12 protein-coding genes are annotated in these 18,398 nt (G+C 51.3%); 6 read left to right on the top strand and 6 right to left on the bottom strand.

Going from position 1 to position 18,398, the window contains the following annotated elements; genetic code table 11:
• The first annotated feature begins 365 nt into the window (after positions 1–365).
• Together Enr10x_RS16935 and Enr10x_RS16930 are read left to right on the top strand one after the other, a co-directional pair.
• A protein-coding gene (locus Enr10x_RS16935; protein WP_390621357.1) for an IS5 family transposase occupies positions 366–1,195 on the top strand; the annotation gives its coding sequence in 2 pieces (ribosomal slippage) (positions 366–756 and positions 756–1,195; 831 coding nt in all).
• Between the two features lie 50 nt (positions 1,196–1,245).
• Positions 1,246–4,521 (top strand): PAS domain-containing hybrid sensor histidine kinase/response regulator, encoded by a 3,276-nt coding sequence (locus Enr10x_RS16930; protein ID WP_145450782.1) that lies wholly within the window; start codon positions 1,246–1,248, stop codon positions 4,519–4,521.
• Between the two features lie 8 nt (positions 4,522–4,529).
• Here the strand turns inward: Enr10x_RS16930 and Enr10x_RS16925 are convergent, their stop codons facing one another.
• The 3 genes from Enr10x_RS16925 to Enr10x_RS16915 form a co-directional block, all read right to left on the bottom strand.
• Complete coding sequence (locus Enr10x_RS16925; protein WP_145110281.1) at positions 4,530–5,849, bottom strand: FMN-binding protein; 1,320 nt, start codon at positions 5,847–5,849, stop codon at positions 4,530–4,532.
• 108 nt (positions 5,850–5,957) lie between these two features.
• Positions 5,958–8,255: an FAD-dependent oxidoreductase gene (locus Enr10x_RS16920; protein WP_145110278.1), complete on the bottom strand. Its 2,298-nt coding sequence runs from the start codon at positions 8,253–8,255 to the stop codon at positions 5,958–5,960.
• A gap of 160 nt (positions 8,256–8,415) precedes the next feature.
• Positions 8,416–9,186: a hypothetical protein gene (locus Enr10x_RS16915; RefSeq protein ID WP_145450781.1), complete on the bottom strand. Its 771-nt coding sequence runs from the start codon at positions 9,184–9,186 to the stop codon at positions 8,416–8,418.
• 388 nt (positions 9,187–9,574) lie between these two features.
• On the opposite strand from Enr10x_RS16915, the gene Enr10x_RS16910 reads away from it, so the two are divergent.
• Both Enr10x_RS16910 and Enr10x_RS16905 read left to right on the top strand, forming a co-directional pair.
• A complete protein-coding gene (locus Enr10x_RS16910) occupies positions 9,575–10,192 on the top strand; it encodes an ECF-type sigma factor (RefSeq protein ID WP_145110274.1) in 618 nt (205 codons plus the stop codon).
• A complete protein-coding gene (locus Enr10x_RS16905) occupies positions 10,189–12,717 on the top strand; it encodes a bifunctional serine/threonine-protein kinase/formylglycine-generating enzyme family protein (protein WP_145450780.1) in 2,529 nt (842 codons plus the stop codon). The genes Enr10x_RS16910 and Enr10x_RS16905 overlap by 4 nt, the downstream gene beginning before the upstream one ends.
• A 9-nt stretch (positions 12,718–12,726) precedes the next feature.
• On the opposite strand, the gene Enr10x_RS16900 is transcribed toward Enr10x_RS16905, so the two are convergent.
• Genes Enr10x_RS16900 through Enr10x_RS16890 form a run of 3 tightly spaced genes read right to left on the bottom strand, consistent with a single transcriptional unit; the run spans position 12,727 to position 16,299 of the window.
• The gene (locus Enr10x_RS16900) at positions 12,727–14,094 is read right to left on the bottom strand and encodes a carbon-nitrogen hydrolase family protein (RefSeq protein WP_145450779.1); all 1,368 of its coding nucleotides are present in this window, start codon (positions 14,092–14,094) and stop codon (positions 12,727–12,729) included.
• A gap of 17 nt (positions 14,095–14,111) precedes the next feature.
• Entirely contained in the window at positions 14,112–15,815 is a 1,704-nt protein-coding gene (locus tag Enr10x_RS16895) for a glycerol-3-phosphate dehydrogenase/oxidase (protein WP_145450778.1), read from the bottom strand.
• A gap of 22 nt (positions 15,816–15,837) precedes the next feature.
• Positions 15,838–16,299 (bottom strand): GNAT family N-acetyltransferase, encoded by a 462-nt coding sequence (locus Enr10x_RS16890; protein ID WP_145450777.1) that lies wholly within the window; start codon positions 16,297–16,299, stop codon positions 15,838–15,840.
• Between the two features lie 171 nt (positions 16,300–16,470).
• Here Enr10x_RS16890 and Enr10x_RS16885 point away from each other — a divergent pair, with 171 nt between their 5' ends.
• Complete coding sequence (locus Enr10x_RS16885; RefSeq protein WP_145450776.1) at positions 16,471–17,628, top strand: XylR family transcriptional regulator; 1,158 nt, start codon at positions 16,471–16,473, stop codon at positions 17,626–17,628.
• A 165-nt stretch (positions 17,629–17,793) separates the two neighbouring features.
• Positions 17,794–18,357 (top strand): DJ-1/PfpI family protein, encoded by a 564-nt coding sequence (locus tag Enr10x_RS16880; protein ID WP_145450775.1) that lies wholly within the window; start codon positions 17,794–17,796, stop codon positions 18,355–18,357.
• Positions 18,358–18,398: the final 41 nt, after the last annotated feature.

Here is an 18,398-nt window from a genome sequence, read left to right as displayed (position 1 = left end):
TTCTGGATCGTCTGTTTCTGATCCAGCGAGAAATGCGTGCTGTCTCACAGTAGCGACTGCCTGGAAAAGAGTTTTAGAGCATTCACAAGGCAGGTGGTAGAGATCCCTTCACAGCTGAGGCTTTCCTTTTGGAAGCAAAACAGGCAGGAGCCCCCGTAGGTGTTTTTCTGAGTCAAATCGTGAGGAATCGCTTTTTGGGATATCGATCGCAAACCTGATTTTGTAGCATACGAATACCTATGTCAATTCTGGCAAACGAGTTGTAGAATTCAGACTAGAGGTAGTTTCAAAACCCTAAATTACGTGAACAGTTTGGTATAGTATTTGTAGGAGTACCTCCCCAGAAAGGAGGTCTCATTATGACCATGACCCGCGTGTCACGACCTGCCACAGGTCGCAACATTACCGGGTCCAGGACGGAACCAAAACCACAACTCTCGGACGAGCAATGGCTTCTGATCAAAGATCTGTTTCCAGAACCACCGGTAAACGCAGCCGGAGGGCGGCCCAGAGTGGCTGCCCGCGAGTGCCTCGAAGGAATCCTTTGGGTATTAAGGACCGGTGCCCGATGGAAAGATTTACCAACATTTTTACCATCTCCCAGCACCTGCTGGCGGCGTTTCAAGGAATGGACCGAAGACGGTGTCTTCCTGGAAGCGTGGCAGCGATTGCTCGAACACTTAGACCGCCGGAAGCTGGTTGTCTGGTCGGAAGCATTCGGGGATGGCACATTCTGCCCCGCAAAAAAAGGGGCGCCGATGTCGGAAAGACAAAACGGGGAAAGGGAACCAAGCTTATGCTGCTGGTCGACGGAAACGGGCTCCCTCTCGCTTTGGATCGTGCCAGTGCCTCTCCGGCAGAGGTGAAGCTGATTGAATCCCTGCTGGACCAGCGAGTTTTGCCACGCGACCCCGATCGCCTGATTTATGATCGTGCGGCCGACAGCGATCCCCTGCGCACAGAGCTGGCGGAACGGCAGATAGAGCTGATCTGTCCGCATCGCAAGAACCGTGTGAAACCAGCGACGCAAGATGGGCGTGCTCTGCGACGATATCGACGCCGCTGGAAAGTCGAACGCACCTTCAGTTGGCTGTTCAACTTTCGTCGTCTGGTAATACGGTATGAACGATACAGTCATTTGTTTTTAGGATTCGCACAACTCGCGTGCGTGTTCACATTACTTAATAAGTTATGAAACCACTTCTAGTTATTTGAACATCAGTAGGATCCCCGGGAGCATTATGGATGAAGTTCAAGTTCGGTTCCGGCAGAGAGAAACAAAATCAGTTCCGTATCGATTCTACGCAGAAAACAATCGCGTCGCGAAAAGAATCCCACTCGCCTGAGAGTGACAATGCCTCTATTAAATTGATCATCGAAAGCATTCCCTCGGGGGCGGTGTTGCAGACGGATGGCAGTTTATTTTTTAATCAGCGTGCGAATGAGCTGTTAGGGGATTCCCAGGGACATCCTGACGTCTTCGAAGAGAATGTTACCCGTCTGTTTGCGTTACAGTCCAACTCAACATGCGACTCCGTTGACAATTCTTCTCAGACAGAATTCTGGGCTAGATATCATGATGGGGAACAGTGCCTGTGTGAAGTTACCTTGCCTGTCCGACAAGACTCCAGTCTCTGGCTGTTTGATGAGATCACCTTAAGGAGACAGAATGAACGTCTGCATCACCTGTTGACCAGCAGAACCAGTGATGTGACCGGTAATGAGTTTTTTAAACGTCTGGTGACAGCGCTTGCGGATGCTTTGAAACTGAAATGTGTGTTGCTTGTCAAACATCAGACAATTCACTTTGAACCAGGAAGACTGTATTCGGGGAAATGTCAGACAGTCGGGGCCTGTTTTGATGGAGAACTGATCCCTGATTTTGAATATGAGGTAGAAGGTACTCCTTGCGCCGATGCGATTGGCCTTGATCCATACAGTATCGAAAATAATGTCGCCAAGTTGTATCCGAAGGATACCTTTCTGAGTGAGCATGGAATTGAGTCGTATTTCAGCTTCCCGATGGTTGACAAACATGGTGCGGTACAGGGGCATCTGGTGCTGCTGGGAGACCGGCCGATCTACGAAGACCTGTGTGATATTCCAGCGATTAAAAGTTATACGTACCGGGCTGCAGCGGAGTTGAGTCGAGAGTATGCAGAGAAAAAACTGAAAGAGAGCGAACTCCGGATTACGATGGCGGCCCGCGGTTCGGAAATTGGGCTCTGGGATTATGATGTCATCACAAAACAGGCCAGGTTTGATGATAAATGGTATACCATGCTGGGGTACACTCCGTATGAAATCCCCGCCAGTTATGCAACCTGGCAATCGCTGGTACATCCAGAAGATCTAACACCAACTCTGAAGTTACTGGAGGACTATCTGGAAGGGAAAGTCCCGTCTTACGAAGCTGAAGTCCGTATGAAAACCAAATCCGGGCAATGGAAATGGATTCTGACCCGCGGCAAAATCTCAGCGTACAGTCCTCATCAGAAACCGGTCCAGGTCATTGGAACGCACATTGATATTGATGACTTAAAAAGATCTCAGCAGATCCGGCTGCAGAACGAGGCGCGGCTGCGGATCATTATGGAGCAGATTCCGGCGATTTTATGGACCACCGATCAAAATAATCATTACACGTCGATTGTCGGTGCAGGACTGAATCAACTGGGGATTCAACCGGACGATGCGGTGGGGAAACCGATCTATGAATTCCATGAGTCCGAAGAAGTTTCGGAGTATATGACCGCCATGCATGAACGGACTCTGAAGGGGGAATCGGTTCGGTTTGAACAACAGTTACAGAATACCATCCTGGATATTCATATTGCGCCGCTGCGTAATTCTCATGAACAGATCATAGGTTGTATCGGCCTGGCAATCGATGTTACGGTTCGCAAGAAAACGATTGAGCAGTTGAACCGCCAGCGAATCCTGCGCCAGCGAATCCTGCTGCAGACCATTTTTCACTCTGTGACCGATGTGATGATTGTGACCGATCGCAGTCACAATATTGTCATGTGTAACGAATCCATCCAGATGCACTTCCGTTGCAAGGAAGCGGATCTGCTGGGCCGCCCAGTCAGAGAACTCGTCAAGTCAGAATCAGATTACCAGGAGCAGTTTACCAGGGTTTCATATCCCAATACCCATGTCCTGAAACCATTTATCGTCGAGTATCTGAGAGCAGACAACTCTATATTTCAAGGCGAGACCATTATCACACCGCTGCGGCGATCCGATAATCAGATTACTGGTTACATTCAGGTGATACGCGATATTACCGATCGAATTCAAATGGAAGCGGAGAAAGATCACTTACATGCCCAGATGCTGCATGCGCAGAAGCTGGAAAGCCTGGGGGTCCTGGCAGGGGGAGTCGCTCATGATTTCAACAATCTGTTGCTGGCGATTCTGGGCAATACGAATCTTGCGTTGATGGAACTGCAGGAGAATTCCCCCATCAGTCAGAATGTCAAGAACATTGAAATCGCTGCCCGGCATGCGACGAAAATCTGTGAGCGGCTGCTGGCATATTCCGGACGCCGTACCTTTGTAACCACTACTTTCAATCTGAACCAGATTATTCAGGAGACGGTTGAGATCCTGAAAACGATCATTTCTCCTAATGCACATATTGATTTGAATCTGTCGAGAGACAATTTGTTGATTCATGGAGATACCGGCCAGATAGAACAGGTTGTTTTGAATCTGCTGACCAATGCTTCAGAAGCAATCCAGAATCAGAAAGATGCCGGGAAGATCGATGTTCGGACTGGATTCCTCGAACTGAACCAGGACGATTTTTCATACTACTATTTCTGTGAAAATGTCAGTCCAGGGAGATTTATCTTCTTCGAAATCGAAGATAATGGCAGTGGTATGGATGAGGACTGTCAGTCGAAAATGTTCGACCCATTCTTTACGACAAAGTTTACCGGACGGGGACTGGGGCTGGCGGGGGTTTCCGGTATTATCCGGGGACATCATGGTGGTTTATTTGTACAATCTGCAGTGGAGAGCGGATCCTGCTTTCGTGTAATTCTACCTGTGGCGACAGATCCTGAGGAAGAAATTACGACGGACAGCAGTGTCGATCCAGTGGTTCCTGCGGATGTGGGGTATGTACTGGTGATCGATGACGATCAGGCAGTTTGTAATGTGGTGACGAATGTTCTCAAACGCTTTGGGTTTTCTGTTCTGCTGGCAAATTCCGGATCCCAGGGGATCGAAGTCTTCGAACGCAATCGGGACTCGATCAGTGTTGTCTTACTGGATATGACCATGCCTGGTATGAGTGGAGTAGAAACTTTAAGACAGCTTCAGGACAAACAAATCAATGTTCCTGTGATTCTCACCAGTGGTCTCAGTGAAAACGACATCTCCGATCAGATGGACAGCTCAGAGATCGTGCACTTCCTCAAAAAACCATACAAGCCTCAAAAACTGGTAAATATTGTGAGTAAGGCTCTCTTACGTCATCAGATTAAAGATGATGCGACTGGAAAATATTAGGCTTATGATTATTGCAGTAACAGTTGTTGGATGACTTCTGCATACTGGTTAAGTATGAGTGCCATAATCAGAAAGAGCCCGGCAACGAAATCGCTCTTACCAAAATGGTCCGCACGGCCATGCGAACGGACAAATTCGAAGATTGTTCCCGTGGGGCAACCGAAGTGGCAATATGCCTGGGGGACGAATATTGACGCAATCAGTCCGGATAGGGCAATTACAATCGATGCAATACCGGCAGACGTCAAGAGGTAAGCGTCAAAGGCTTCCAGTTCCGCCAGGTCAACGGGGAGTCTCAGGAAGATGATAATCAGAATCAGGGCAAGCAGCAGCCCTGGGATCCACCGCAGAGCCCGTTTCACATCAGGCCTGATTTTCCATTTTTTACGATGTGGTATCAGTCTCCCCAGAAATTCCTGGGCGGTACCATGCGGGCAGAGACTCTGGCAATACACATTTCGTCGTGTGCTCCAGGGGATCAGAATTGCGGTGCCAGCCAGCAGGACCAGGCCGGACAGTTGCCGCCAGGGAACGGCATACTTTGCCCAGCCGGCAAACAGGGATTCGGCCAGGAGATCGCCTGTAATAAATCCCAGGTAAATGAATGCCGCGATTTTGAATAGCTTTCGGAGCCAGTGAATCCGTTTCAACCGCGTAAATGTCAGCAGGCAGGCTCCGGTTGCAAACATGATTAGAACCGTATCTTTGAACTCAAATCGGAAGGGAGTGATAGCTTGCGCCTGCTTTTGCGAGTAACGGATGCGGTGGCGGATTGCGTACGCCAGCCCCATGCTCGTCATTGTGGCCCCTGAAACTCCTTCAATTTCCCCCTGTTCCAGATCCAGTTTCGCGATCTGGTCCCACGAGTATTCTTTCCAACGATCCCTGAAATATTGGTTTGCGCGGACGTCATTCACATGCGAGGTGGTGTCCCCGCTGGAACGAATCGCCAGACCTGACACTTTTCCTGTCTTCTGGCCAAAGACAATCAGAGTATCTGTGGGACCACAGTAACCGATGATTTCATCAGAAATGGGTGAAGTGCGAATTGCATAGCCAATGGTCTGGTTGTTTCGATCCAGGATGAATAAGCCCATGCGATCAGAATGATCGACGCTGAGTGCTTCCGCCTGCGGAAGGATCTCTTTGACCTCCCTGAGCTCAATGGGGGCCTGGCCCTGAACGCGAATACGAATGTAATAATCGCGAATCAACCAGACGATCAGAAGCAGAATCGTAATTCGATACAGTTTCAGAGAGAATGATCTAAGCTGGCTGGCCGGGCGGGGGCGCGGAGCAGGCTGGGAAGCTAGCGGTAATTCGGTCATCCTTCTCTCTAAAAATCCCACCAGGAGTCAACTGGTGGGATTTATTTCTTTATCGATGTTACGAATGTCGGCTTCACTGGATGCGAGTCTTACGGCGGGACATGCTTGTCAGTCTGCGGGCAGAACCTGAATCGCATCAGCGTGCACGTTGCCATCCACGTCGGTATTGGACATGATGACCTCGATCGGCTGTCCCTGCTCAAATTCAAACGTCCCGAGAGAAATAAAACCATGAGGCAGCGGTGGTTTGACCCGCTGGTTGATCTTCACTGTTTTGGATCCCTGGGGGGAGCGAATCGTGACCGGTGTATTGGTCGCACGATTTTCGTGATGGCCGTAAGCGAGACGGACTTCATATTTTCCGGATTTTTCGACCTGGAATTTGAAGTGGATCTCCGCTTTTTTGCCTCTTCCATGATAGACATAATGATTGCCAATATATCCCTTCAGTCCTTCACCTTTGGTCCACTTGCCAACGAACTGAACATTTTTGTTTTCATCGTCAATGACCATTCCGGGGAGGGTGGCTGGGTCGATGTAAGCATCAATCACCGGAGGCAGTTCTTTCGCATCCTGGGGAGTATAAAACTTGCCATCAATGGAATCGCGACGTTCAACTCCCTTGCGGGACATCAGGTTTTCCAGATCCTTGTAATAGTCGGTGTAGACAGCACGTGGCTGGCAGTCTTTCTCAATGCAGACAGCCGCTGCTTTTCCGACGACTTCTCCCATCATTCCCCCGGTCTTCATGACGCGCACGGTTCCCAGTGCTTCATGAGTCACGCTAATGCAGCGCCCTGCCATAAACAGGTTGGGAATATTCCGTGAGTAAAAACAGCGATAGGGAATCGGGTAGCCGCGTTTGCGGTCGACGCTGCGGTCGAACACGGCCTGCGAAATGAACGGGTCTTCCGGATACTTTTGCATATACTGCTTTTTGGGGTAGTGCAAGTCGATCGACCAGGTGCTGGGGACACAGCCATCAGGGAAGTCAACTTTGGCGACAATGTCTTTTCTTCGCAGGATCACATCCCCACGGAGCATGCGCGATTCACGCGGGCCGCCGATGTAGGCCATCCAGGTCAGGACTGCATTTTGATGCTTTTCCTTTCCCCCTTTGTTTTTCATGGCATTCCAGGCACCGTAAACCGCACGGAAGTTCCAGTCACGCATTGATTCCAGATCCTGGATCGGATCCTTGTCGAAGCCACTTTCCCAGAACCACTCGCCGTGATAGCGTTTGGGGTATGGGAAATCCTGCATAGTCAGATTGAGGGACCATTCCAGATTGGGAAACGATTGTGGCTGATCGGCATCTTTCCAGGTCCACATGTTGCTCATGCCCATGTGGCCTTTTTCATGTGTGTAGTAGTCTGCTCCTGCAAGATATCCAATTTCCGCATGCCCGGTACAGTCGGCAAACAATTTGCCTCGGAATTCAGTCCGTTTACTGGTTTGGGTATTGAATGCAGTCACACTCTGAATGGTATCTCCCTCTTTCTGGACTGCATAAGCATGCGTATTCAGGAACAGGTCAATGTTTTTCTCGGCCCGAACAATGGCTTCTTTCTTTTTGTCGCCAAACTCCTCGTAGGTGCCTGGAGATGCCGATGCGGAATCTGCGAATTCAGCGATAATTTCACCGATATGAGGATATTTACCTCGGCGGACCAGCCCCTTAGCCCAGACCCGCACTTCAGAACTTCCATTTCCTCCCAGCACGGGGCGGTTTTGAATCAAGGCCACTTTGCATCCCATGCGGGCGGCAGAAATGGCTGCCCCCATGCCCGAGTATCCACCACCGACAACAACCAGATCATAAGGTTTTGTCACTTCAGGTTTCGCGGGGAGTCCTAACATGGCTTTGCGCCATTGATCCATGGGGGCGAGGTCGTTGGGAGGCTGGTAGTTCAGATCTCTGGTAAACAGAATCGCATCGCAGCGGCCTTCAAAGCCCGTCAAATCATGCAGCGTGAGTTTGATTTCCGGTTTGCTAATCTCAACGGTACCGCCATCCTGCCAGAACCATTTCGCTCCTTGAGTTCCAAAAGTTTCTTTGAGAGGCTGTCCGTCAATTTTTAATTGGAATTTGCCAGGTGCGCCCGCTGCTTTCCAGGGGGCAACCCAGTCTTTGGTCCGTACAAAGACGCGGTAAGTACCTTGTTCAGGAAATTTCACCGAGGTTTCTGCATCAGTAACAGGTTGTCCTAATCCGTGAGCCAGCAGGTAGGGAGAGCCCATGATATTGATGAACTGAGTATCGAGTTTCCAGCCGCCATGCTGATTGAAGCTTTCTGCTTCTATCAGCACGCCATCAGTCGGTTTTGCGTCTGCCCAACTGATTGAGGGAAACAGTACGATTACTAAACTGCAGAGAACCAGAAGAGATTGAGGTAAAAAGCGCATACTGCCAGACTCCTGTCATTGATTCACTGAGGCCATGCTCAGAGTTATATGAACGGATAAAATCCGTCAAATGTTAAACCTGAGCTGATTATAAGCCCGAAGCAGAATCAATTGCAAACTGGCAGAACGGCGAATTTGACAGTCATGCTGATACTCAACTTTATTTATTAAGGGCATTTGCTCCCAGAAACTGCAGCAGTTTCGCATCTGGGACTGCCTGGGGATCACCGAGTGTTTTCCCTTTCAATTCACCGGGAATCTGTGGTCGTCGAAACTGGACATATTCGAAGCCTGCGACCAGATCGGGGCGACCATTCTTAATGACCTGAGTATTTTGTTGCGGAGGCTGCAGTCGCGAAGCCGTGCCGTAATCGGTATAGACTGTCAGTCCAACCTGCAATTCTTCTGGCATATCAGTTCGTCGATAGCGCTGGTGCACATTCCAGTTACCATCGGGAGTCTTTTTGAGCAGAATAAAATCGTTTCCGATCCGGGCAATCTGGATCAGGGCTGTCGGAGTTCCGGCATTGGTCACAGCGAGTTTCGAGCGACTGTTCACAGTCGTTTTCACTTCAAACTGAAATGTTCCCGGCCGGTTGGCAGCGCCCAGCGAGAGAAAGATATAGTTCTCTCCACCTGATTTCCAGGTTTGTGGTGTGACCTTGCGGGGAGTGCGTATCATGAGCCCTGCCAGGGAATAATTGCTGCGCGGTGCACCATCACCTCCACGACGGGCAACACGGACCTGCGATGTGACCACAAAATCGCCTTTGACCTGTTTGTAAACCAGTACTCCCCGGTAATCCATATACCAGGTGCTGCTGTAAGGTTTCATGACCAACCAGCCAGTTCGGGTTCGGGAGATATCAATTTGCTCCAGTTGATCAGCGCCCGTTCCTTCGGTTTGAAAAATCCGAGACCAGTTGGCCATCGTTGAGGGATCCTCAAAATCATCGCTCAGCGTCTGTAAATCATCCGTACGCCTGATGGGCGACTGAGCGTTTGCACTTGGTCCCGGTTGCATGGCCATCCAGGGTAAAGCAAACATGAGTAACAGGAACTGAAAAATTCTGATCAGGGGGAATCGCATGTCATGTCTCGCTTCAACAGGTACGTAAATTATGTTCAGAGAACGTTTTGCTGGTATCAAACTGTTGGTGATGTCACTACCGGGGATTCGACAGTGAATGTGAAGTTGCGACAAAATTTATGAAAATAATCCAGTTTGCTGGAAAAACGGTCTAAGCTGTTGCACCGTCTTAGCATACGATATAATGCAGTATTCCATTTCAGCGTTTGATTCAGGAAAGCGACTGCGGATGTCTTTGATTGAAGAGACCGTCACTCAGTGGATTGACCAGTTGAAAACTGGTGATGCTGACGCTGCGCAGCGCTTGTGGGAATCCTATTTTCTGGAGATGGTGGAAGTGGCCCGCAAAAAGCTGCAGGGGGCGCCGCGTGCAGTAGCGGATGAAGAAGATGTGGCTTTGAGCGCTTTTAAAAGTTTTTGCCTGGGAGCGCAGAATGGCCGTTTTTCACAGGTCACCGATCGGGAAAATCTGTGGCCGCTTCTGGTGGCGATTACCTCTCATAAATCTGTCGATCTGATTCGACAGGAGAATCGGAAGAAACGGGGAGGGAGTGGGGCCAGCGGGACAGACTCAGAACGAAAGAGGGAGAACAAACCCGTTGATTTTGAAGAGATCATCCAGCATCAGCCCTCCCCCGAATTTACTGTACAACTGGCTGAAGAACTGGAACGTCTGCTTGATTTATTGGACAAAACCGGCGATTCGACCTTAAGACAGGTTGCGTTGGCTAAAATGGAAGGGGAAACTACTACAGAAATTGCCGAACAGCTGAGCTGCGCTCGTCGCACTGTAGAACGTAAACTTCAGCTGATTACCCGTCTTTGGCAAGAGGATTGCAATTTGTGAAGTCGCGAAATGGAACAGATTTCGAACAGCTCCCGTCGGATCTGATGCTGAAAATCAATCAGTTGTGTGATCAGTTTGAAGTGGAGCTCAGGCAGGGGGATCTGCCGTCAATTACCGACTGGCTGGATCATGTTGCCGTCGAATATCGCGAAGTGATTCTGAAAGAGCTGATTCCGCTGGAAGTGGAGCATCGGATTCAGACCGGGGACCTTCCCCAGGTCAACGATTACCTGCAAGTGTTTCCCATGCTGGACCAGGAGTGGTTGTCGGAAACCATCGCAACTGCACAAGCGGAATTGAAGTCTGCGGCCACTCAGGGGAACTCTCCAGCTTCCACGGCGAATACCGTTGAGTCCTATACAGAGCGGATTGTTCAATCGGGGGTCCTCGGTCCAGAAGAGATGACCGAGATTCTGGGCACGGTTGAGCGTCCACAGTCTGCCGATGAACTGGCTGAGTTGCTGACACAATCCGGACGAATGACGAGGTATCAGAGCCAGATGCTGCTGGAACCTGAGGGGCGTCCCTTGCTGATAGGTGATTATCTGATTCTGGAACCGATTGGTTCGGGCGGGATGGGGACGGTTTATAAGGCCGTCCATCGTCGTATGAAACGGATCGTCGCACTGAAAGTGATCCGTGCAGACCTGGATCAGGACCCCGAACGGCTGAAGCGATTTGAACGCGAAGTCCAGACAGCAGCACGACTCTCACATCCCCATATCGTGACCGCATACGATGCCGGAGAAGCGCGGGGGATTCATTACCTGATCTGTGAATACATTGATGGAGAAAGTCTGACCCAGCTGGTCCGGGATTCGGGGCCGCTCGATTTTGCAGACGCCATGCATTGTCTGCAACAGATCGCGGAAGGACTGGAATATGCCCACGCACAGGGAGTGATCCATCGGGATATTAAACCGGCTAATATTCTGGTAGATGACCAGGGGGATCTGAAAATTCTGGATATGGGCCTGGCCCGTCTGCAGGAAACATCAGAGGACATCCTGTCCAGTGGTGGGCAGACTGAATTGACCTCCAGCCAGATCTTCATGGGGACCATTGATTATATGGCTCCCGAGCAGGCGCGGAATACAAAGCTGGCCGATCATCGTTCTGACATCTACAGTCTGGGGTGTACGTTCTATTTTCTGTTGACCGGAAAGCCGGTGTATGCGGGAGAAACAACAGTGGAACGGATTCTGGCTCACAAAGAACAGCCAATCCCACAGCTTTCGACAGTCAACAATCAAGTGCCTGAAGCATTTAATTCCATTTTTGAAACGATGCTGGCCAAAGATCCCAACCAGCGGTATGCGAATGTGTCCGAGCTGTTACAGGATTTGAAAAACTTCAATGCCACCTATGTTGCAGAGCAGACAAGCACGTTACCTGTCAAGGATGCCGGGGAAACAACACACTCAACCGAAGACTGGGCCAGCCAGACAACCGAAGTCCAGCCTGCGGACTCTGAATATACGGTGCTGGCAGGGTCTGATACTCAACGGCAGTCTCCCTCAGCTGGTAAACACCGCGGATTGATCTGGGGAGGAACTGCGATTCTGGCTGCGGTTCTGATTGTGGCCCTGTCTCGCAATCCTGAGAAAGAATTGTCGGAAGATTCGGCTGCTGGTTCTCCAGAACCTGTTCCCGGTCAGAGCGGCTTGGTTGACGGAAAGAAAACCCAACAGGAATATTCCGCGAAGATTGAACTCCCGGTTCAGGAAAGTGTCAGCATCGGGGGAGGTGACCAGCCCGTCATGCTCAAACTGTCGCTGATTCCCCCGGGGGAATTCGTCATGGGAACCGAGGATAATGTTCCCGCAGCCTTTGATGCCCTCGCTCATTCTGTGAAGCTGACGCGTCCGTTTTATATCGGTACCACAGAAGTGACCAATCAACTGTTTCAGAGTTTTGTGAATGAAACTGGTTACCAAACCGATGCAGAACGGGCTGGTGGATATGGAATGATTGGTGGCAGCTGGAACAGATCAGAAGATTATTACTGGAAAAATCTGGGAGATCTCTCGGTTCAGGCAACAGCTCCTGCTGTTAACATCAGCTGGAATGATGCAGTCGCATTCTGTGAGTGGCTCTCAAAAAAAACGGGAGACGTCTATCGTCTGCCGACCGAAGCAGAATGGGAATATGCCTGCCGTGCCGGTACTCAGACTCCCTGGTTTTTTGGAAACAGTCCGGATGAAATGGGGCAGTATGCCTGGTTTCAGAATAATTCCGAAGGCAGAGTCTACCCCGCAAAACAGAAGCTCCCCAACGCGTTCGGTCTATACGATGTGTACGGGAATGAGTGGGAATGGTGTCAGGATTTCTACGCTGCCAACTATTATCCGAGCTCTCCCAGCGAAAATCCGACAGGTCCTGCAGAGGGGAGCGAGCGGGTTCGGCGTGGTGGCGGATTTCAACAACCGGCCAGTCAGCTGACATCTTATGTCCGCGGCCACGGCACCCCCGAGTCCCCCTCACGCGGGGCTTTCCGGGTGGTACGCGAAATCCGAGTCGACTAACGACATCCTTTACCGTGATTCAGCCGGTTCCACAAAGCCTTCCACGGGGCGTTCGCGGTAGATTCGCTCTCGGAAGTTGCCCAGGAACCGCCAGAGTTTGGGTTGTGATAAATCCACATCAGCATAGACCAGCGTCCCCCAGTCTTTTCCGATGGAGAGCAGGTTGCCTTCTTTGTCGATGATGGTCGATTTCATCCAGTCCCGGTTGGGATCGGTGTAGGTGCTGGTGACCAGAAAGACCTGGTTTTCGATCGCCCGTGCCTTCGCGAGCGTGGGATTGCCACCCCAGATCGGCATGGCAATCACTTCAGCGCCGTTGTTAGCCAGGTTACGGGCTACTTCCGGAAAATGCACATCCCAGCAGATCATCATCCCCAGTTTTCCGAAGCGGGTGTCGAAAACCGGATAGTCATGGCCAGGCGAGATACCATGCTCTATTTCTTCACGGGGCAGGCAGACTTTCCGGTATTTGCCCACCAGCTTGCCATCGGGGCCGATTAAGGCAGCTGTATTAAAGACCAGGTTTTCTGATTTTTCCAGCAGGCCCGCTACGATGTAAAGATTATGCTCTTTCGCGAGTTTACCAAAGTATTCGGTAGAGGGGCCGGGGATTGTTTCTGCCACGTCGGCATAGTCCAGTCCTGTACCACACATGGTCAGGCACTCCGGCAGGCAAATCAGGTCTGCCTTTTTGCGGCCTGCTTCCGCGATCAGCGGGGCGAACTGCCGGCAATTCGCCATTGCCGATTTTCCGTTCCGGGGACGCAGGTGAGCAGACGCCAGCCGGATGATTCGTTGTGAGGGAGCGGCTTCGGGGGTCAATTCCGGTAGACTCCACAGCACTCGTCCCTGGCTGGCCCAGCGGAGATGCAGTTCCACTTTGGCTTGCGTCGCTTCGACGGGAACTGGATACACATCAGTCACTTCGGTCCAGCCAGCTTGGTTCGTGGTACCATCGGCGGGAAAAACGGGGCGCACTTTGTCATCTGCTCCCTGCACTCGAGCGGGAATCAGGTTCCCTTTTTTATCGAGCCAGGTGATTTTTACGACTGCATTCCGACGCGGGACGGTAAGTTGTTCGGTTTTTCTCCAGACATGGAAGCGGTAGCCCTGTCCTCCCTTGACCGGGAATGTTTTGATCCAGGCTCCATGTGACTCCGCCTGATTCGGGGCAGCGGCGATCACCAGTGCTCCTTTTCCATCAAAGGACCCGTGCGGTAAATAGGTGAATTCCGGTTTCACCGCTTCCCGCATCGCGACCTGTTGCCAGCCGTTGGGAGCAGGTTCACCAGCCCGGAGTGGAGATACCAACCACGAAAGAGAACAGAGGGCAGCGCTGAATACGATGACTTTCAAAAGTCTGCGGGACGGATTCATGAGGGAGCCTTTCAGATTTACGTGGAGACAACCGCTTTACCGTAAAAATGATCAAGATGCGTTTGATAAGATTGTATCAGATCCGGAACCTGATCGGATAGTACTTTACCCGCTTCAACGAGACAATCAGCCAGATCCCGGAGTGTTTCTTCAGTTAGCGTCTCTGCGAAGACGAGCATTAGTCGCCGCTCAACGAGGTCGCCCAGAGTCTCCGCCCATTCGTTCTGGATGGTCCAGAGCACATATTGTCGCGGCAGCGAAGTTCCACGGAGTAGTTCGGGTGAGAATTCTGTGAGGGAATCGAGGATCTCTTCCAGGTGAGTTCCCTGCAGAGTCCAGAGGGACCGGATACTCTCTGGGGGAAGTTGATATTTCTCAGCAAGGCGATCCACTTCCGCTTTGAAAATATCTTCAGTTTGCGGATACCCCTCGGCTCCCGGAACCAGGCGTGTTTTGGATTGCGAGAAATAGCTCTTCCCCATTTTTCTCAGGATGCGATCCGATACTTTCTCTGCGAAGGCCCGCCAGGAGGTCAGTTTCCCCCCCACCAGGGTGACGATCCAGCCGTAAGGACCTTCATATTCTTTCAGGGAATGGTCGCGTGAGATTGAGGCGGCTTTACCTTCTGGTTGATAGGGCAGGGGACGCACACCGCTGTAATGCAGGTTGATGTCGTCGGTTGTCAGTCCAACCTGAGGGAAGACCATGTTGACCATGCCGACCAGATATTCCAGTTCCTCTGGGCTGGCAGTCACATCCAGAGGATTCCCTTCCACGCGGACGTCGGTAGTGCCGATCAGCGTGGAGTCGCCGAAGGGAAGGATAAAGACCAGGCGACCGTCGCTCGCCTCGGAGTAGATCGCTTTGTCCCCCAGCGCCTCATTCAACCCACGATGGAAGGTAACAATATGGCTGCCTTTCGTCCCTCCCATCAGCCGCGGAGAGGAGACTTCCATCTGTTCCAGCGTCAAGTCGCCACAGGCACCAGAAGCGTTGATGATGACTTTCGGGATAAATTCCCTTTCTGATTGTGAATCTGCCTGCAGACTACGAATTTGAGCGGTTCGTTCTTTCAGCTTAACCTGGTGATAGGTGAGCAGTTCGAACTCGACCCCTTTTTCGCTGGCAATCCGTTGGCAGTCATGCAGGAGCGCGACGACGAATCGCTCGGGGAACCGCATTTGCGCGTCGGAATAACAGGCCATCCAGCGAAACTTATCTGCATTGATTTGAGGCAGTCCTGTTTCACCCACGTTATGAACGGAATGTTTGGGAAGGTTCCCCTTGGAGGCGAACCAGTCATACAGGGAAAGGCCGATGTCGACCAGGTAGAGTCCCCGTTCTGAGGAGAAGGAAAAACGGGAGGTCAGCCAGGTCACGCCGGGAACCCTGAAACCACTGAGAAACCGCAGACCGGACGAGGGGATTCCTGAGATGCGGTGAGAGAGTGGAACTGCGAAACGGAGCGGCTTCACCAGATGGGGAGCCAGGTTTAGCAGAATGCCCCGTTCATGAACTGACTCGCTGACCAGGGAAAAGTCACCGTATTCCAGATATCTGAGTCCACCATGAATCAGGCGGGAAGATTTGGAAGTCGCCCCCTGCGACAAATCTCCCTGTTCCACAATCGTAACCGGCATGTCATTGAGCAGCAGTTCCCGGGCAATGGCAACCCCATTGATGCCAGCTCCGAGGATGAGTGCCCGCTCTGATTGATTCATCAAGGTTGTTCCTGGCTGCAGTTTAGGGAGTAGGTTTAAATTCCATGATCAGACGATGTTCATGAGGACGGTAGTAGCCGTCTACTCGAGTCCGTATTTGAAAGCCAAAACTTTCATACAGTCTGACCGCAGGGCTGTTTTCAGGATTCACAGTGAGCAAAACGACATCTTGCGCATCCTGCAGTGCCTGTTTCATCAAGGCCGAGCCGATCCCCCGGCTACGATAATCGGGATGGACCATAATCTTATGCAGAAAAATCTCACTGGTGTTCGTAGGAAACATCAACAGCGCTCCGACTACGAACTCCTGGTTGTCTTCCTGTGGTTCGACGGCGATCAGAACTGTCGCATACTCACACCAGAGACGCCACGCATGCTCGCCATCCGGGATAAAGGTGTCTGGTTCTGCGGGCCAGGCGTTGCGGTCCAAAGCGGCCACTTCCAGAAAATCACCCGGCTCTGCCGGTTTAATGAAGTAGGACACAAATGCCTTTCACTGACTGTTCTTAAACGAAGTACACTGACAGGGGGGACGACGTTAGTATTGTACGCAGTCGCCCGATCTGTTTCGATCTTGATTGATTAGAAAACGGAGTTCCGGTAAAAGATTACGTAACAACGAAACATCCCAAACTGCTTTTTCGCTTCCGATCTTATGGCATCCTCTTCGATTCCACATGTTGCCCTGTTGATTGAAACCTCCCGTTCCCACGGGCGGGGGTTATTGAATGGTATCCGCCAGTTTATTGCGGAGAATGAAGAATGGTCCGTGTTCCTGATGCCCCGATCACTGGATTCCCAGATTCCAGACTGGATCTCCCGCTGGAAGGGGGACGGCATCCTCAGTCGCACGATCAGCCAGGAGATGGCAGATGCAATCACCGCCTCGGGGATTCCGACCGTGGAACTGCGGTCAACCAAACTCAAGCACTCGTTTCCCTTCCTGGGGATCGACAATCGGGCGATGGGGCGATTGGTGGCAGAGCATTTTCTGGAACGGGGGATTCGCCACTTTGGGGTCTACGAAATCGGGATCGAAGTCTATTTTGAGGAACGCCGGGATAATTATATACAGACGATTGAGGAGGCGGGTTTCGAAGTCAGCGTCTTCTCGGGAGCCGAAGATTCCGAAGCACCGCGCGAATGGGAAAAACACCAGGAACAGATGGCCAATTGGGTGAGGGGGCTTCCCAAGCCGGTGGGAATCATGGCATGCACCGATCAGTTGGGGTTCTGGCTCCTGGATGCCTGTGACCGGGCCGGTATCTCTGTGCCTGACGAAGTGGCTGTGGTGGGAGTCGAAAATGACGAGATTCTCTGCATGATGGCGCGACCGCCTCTCTCCAGCGTCGCCTTTAATTCTGCCCGGATCGGTTACGAAGCGGCTGCTTTGTTGAGCCGGTTGATGAAGGGAGAGCCGACTCCAGAGGAGCCGTTTATGATCGACCCTCTGGGGATTGTGACCCGACAGTCCTCCGATGTGGTGGCTGTGGATGATCCAGACCTGGCCAGGGCGCTGCGGTTCATCCGCGAGAATGCCTGTCGTGGAATTCAGGTAGTAGATATTCTCAAACAGGTTCCGCTGTCTAGAACCGCACTCGAACGTCAGATGAAAGCTGCCATTGGACGCTCACCTAAAGCAGAGATTCTGCGCAATCAACTGGAGCGCGCCAAAGAGCTGCTTGCCTCTACAGAGCTGTCACTGGCACAGATTTCGGAGCGCGTCGGTTTTCGGCACGCACAGCATTTCAGCACGATCTTCAAGGAAAAACTGGGCGAAACTCCCGGTGCCTATCGAGCAAAAATGCACTGAACAAACAGTTGAATGCCAGAAAACGGCTTCTTTCTCAGTAATTGCGAGTTAATCTATACGCAAAACATGATAATGTTTATGGAAATCCGTAATGACCGGGCTGAGATCACTTATAAAATGAAATCCAGTTCTAAGTTGAAATTGTACGTAGAAGGAATGACTTGAATGAATAAGGTGCTGATCATCGTTGGTGATGCAACTGAAACTGTCGACACGCTCTATCCCTATTATCGTCTGATTGAGGGAGGGTATGAACCTGTAGTGGCGGCTCCCGAAAAGCGTCGGTACCAGATGGTGCTGCACGAAGTCAAACCAGGCTGGACCATTACCAAGGAGTGGGAAGGATATTCGATCGAAGCGGACATCGCCTTTAAAGATATTAAAGAAGAAGAATACCTGGGCATCTTTTTCAGTGGTGGTCGGGCACCGGAATACATTCGTGACGATGAAGATCTGATCCGTATCACACAGCATTTCTTCGAAACCGGCAAGCCGATCGCTTCAGTCTGCCACGGTGTGGAAATTCCGGCACGGGCTGGTTGCGTCAAGGGACGTCGTATGGCGACAGTCCCCAAGTGCCAGTTTGACCTGGAAGTGTGTGGAGGCATTTTTGTGAATGAACCGTGTGTGATTGACGGGAATCTTGTCAGCGGTCGTACCTATCATGACCACGGTCAATACATGGGACCCTGGATGAAAATGCTGGATGAAGCCCAAAGCCAGTACTAATCTGAATTCAACAAACAATCTTGCAAGTTCAACAGGAGAGT

Origin of the sequence: Gimesia panareensis (assembly GCF_007748155.1) — a bacterium.
GTDB classification, from domain to species: domain Bacteria; phylum Planctomycetota; class Planctomycetia; order Planctomycetales; family Planctomycetaceae; genus Gimesia; species Gimesia panareensis.
Note: the sequence above shows the minus strand (reverse complement) of the source record. Positions and strands in the feature narration are given on the sequence as shown.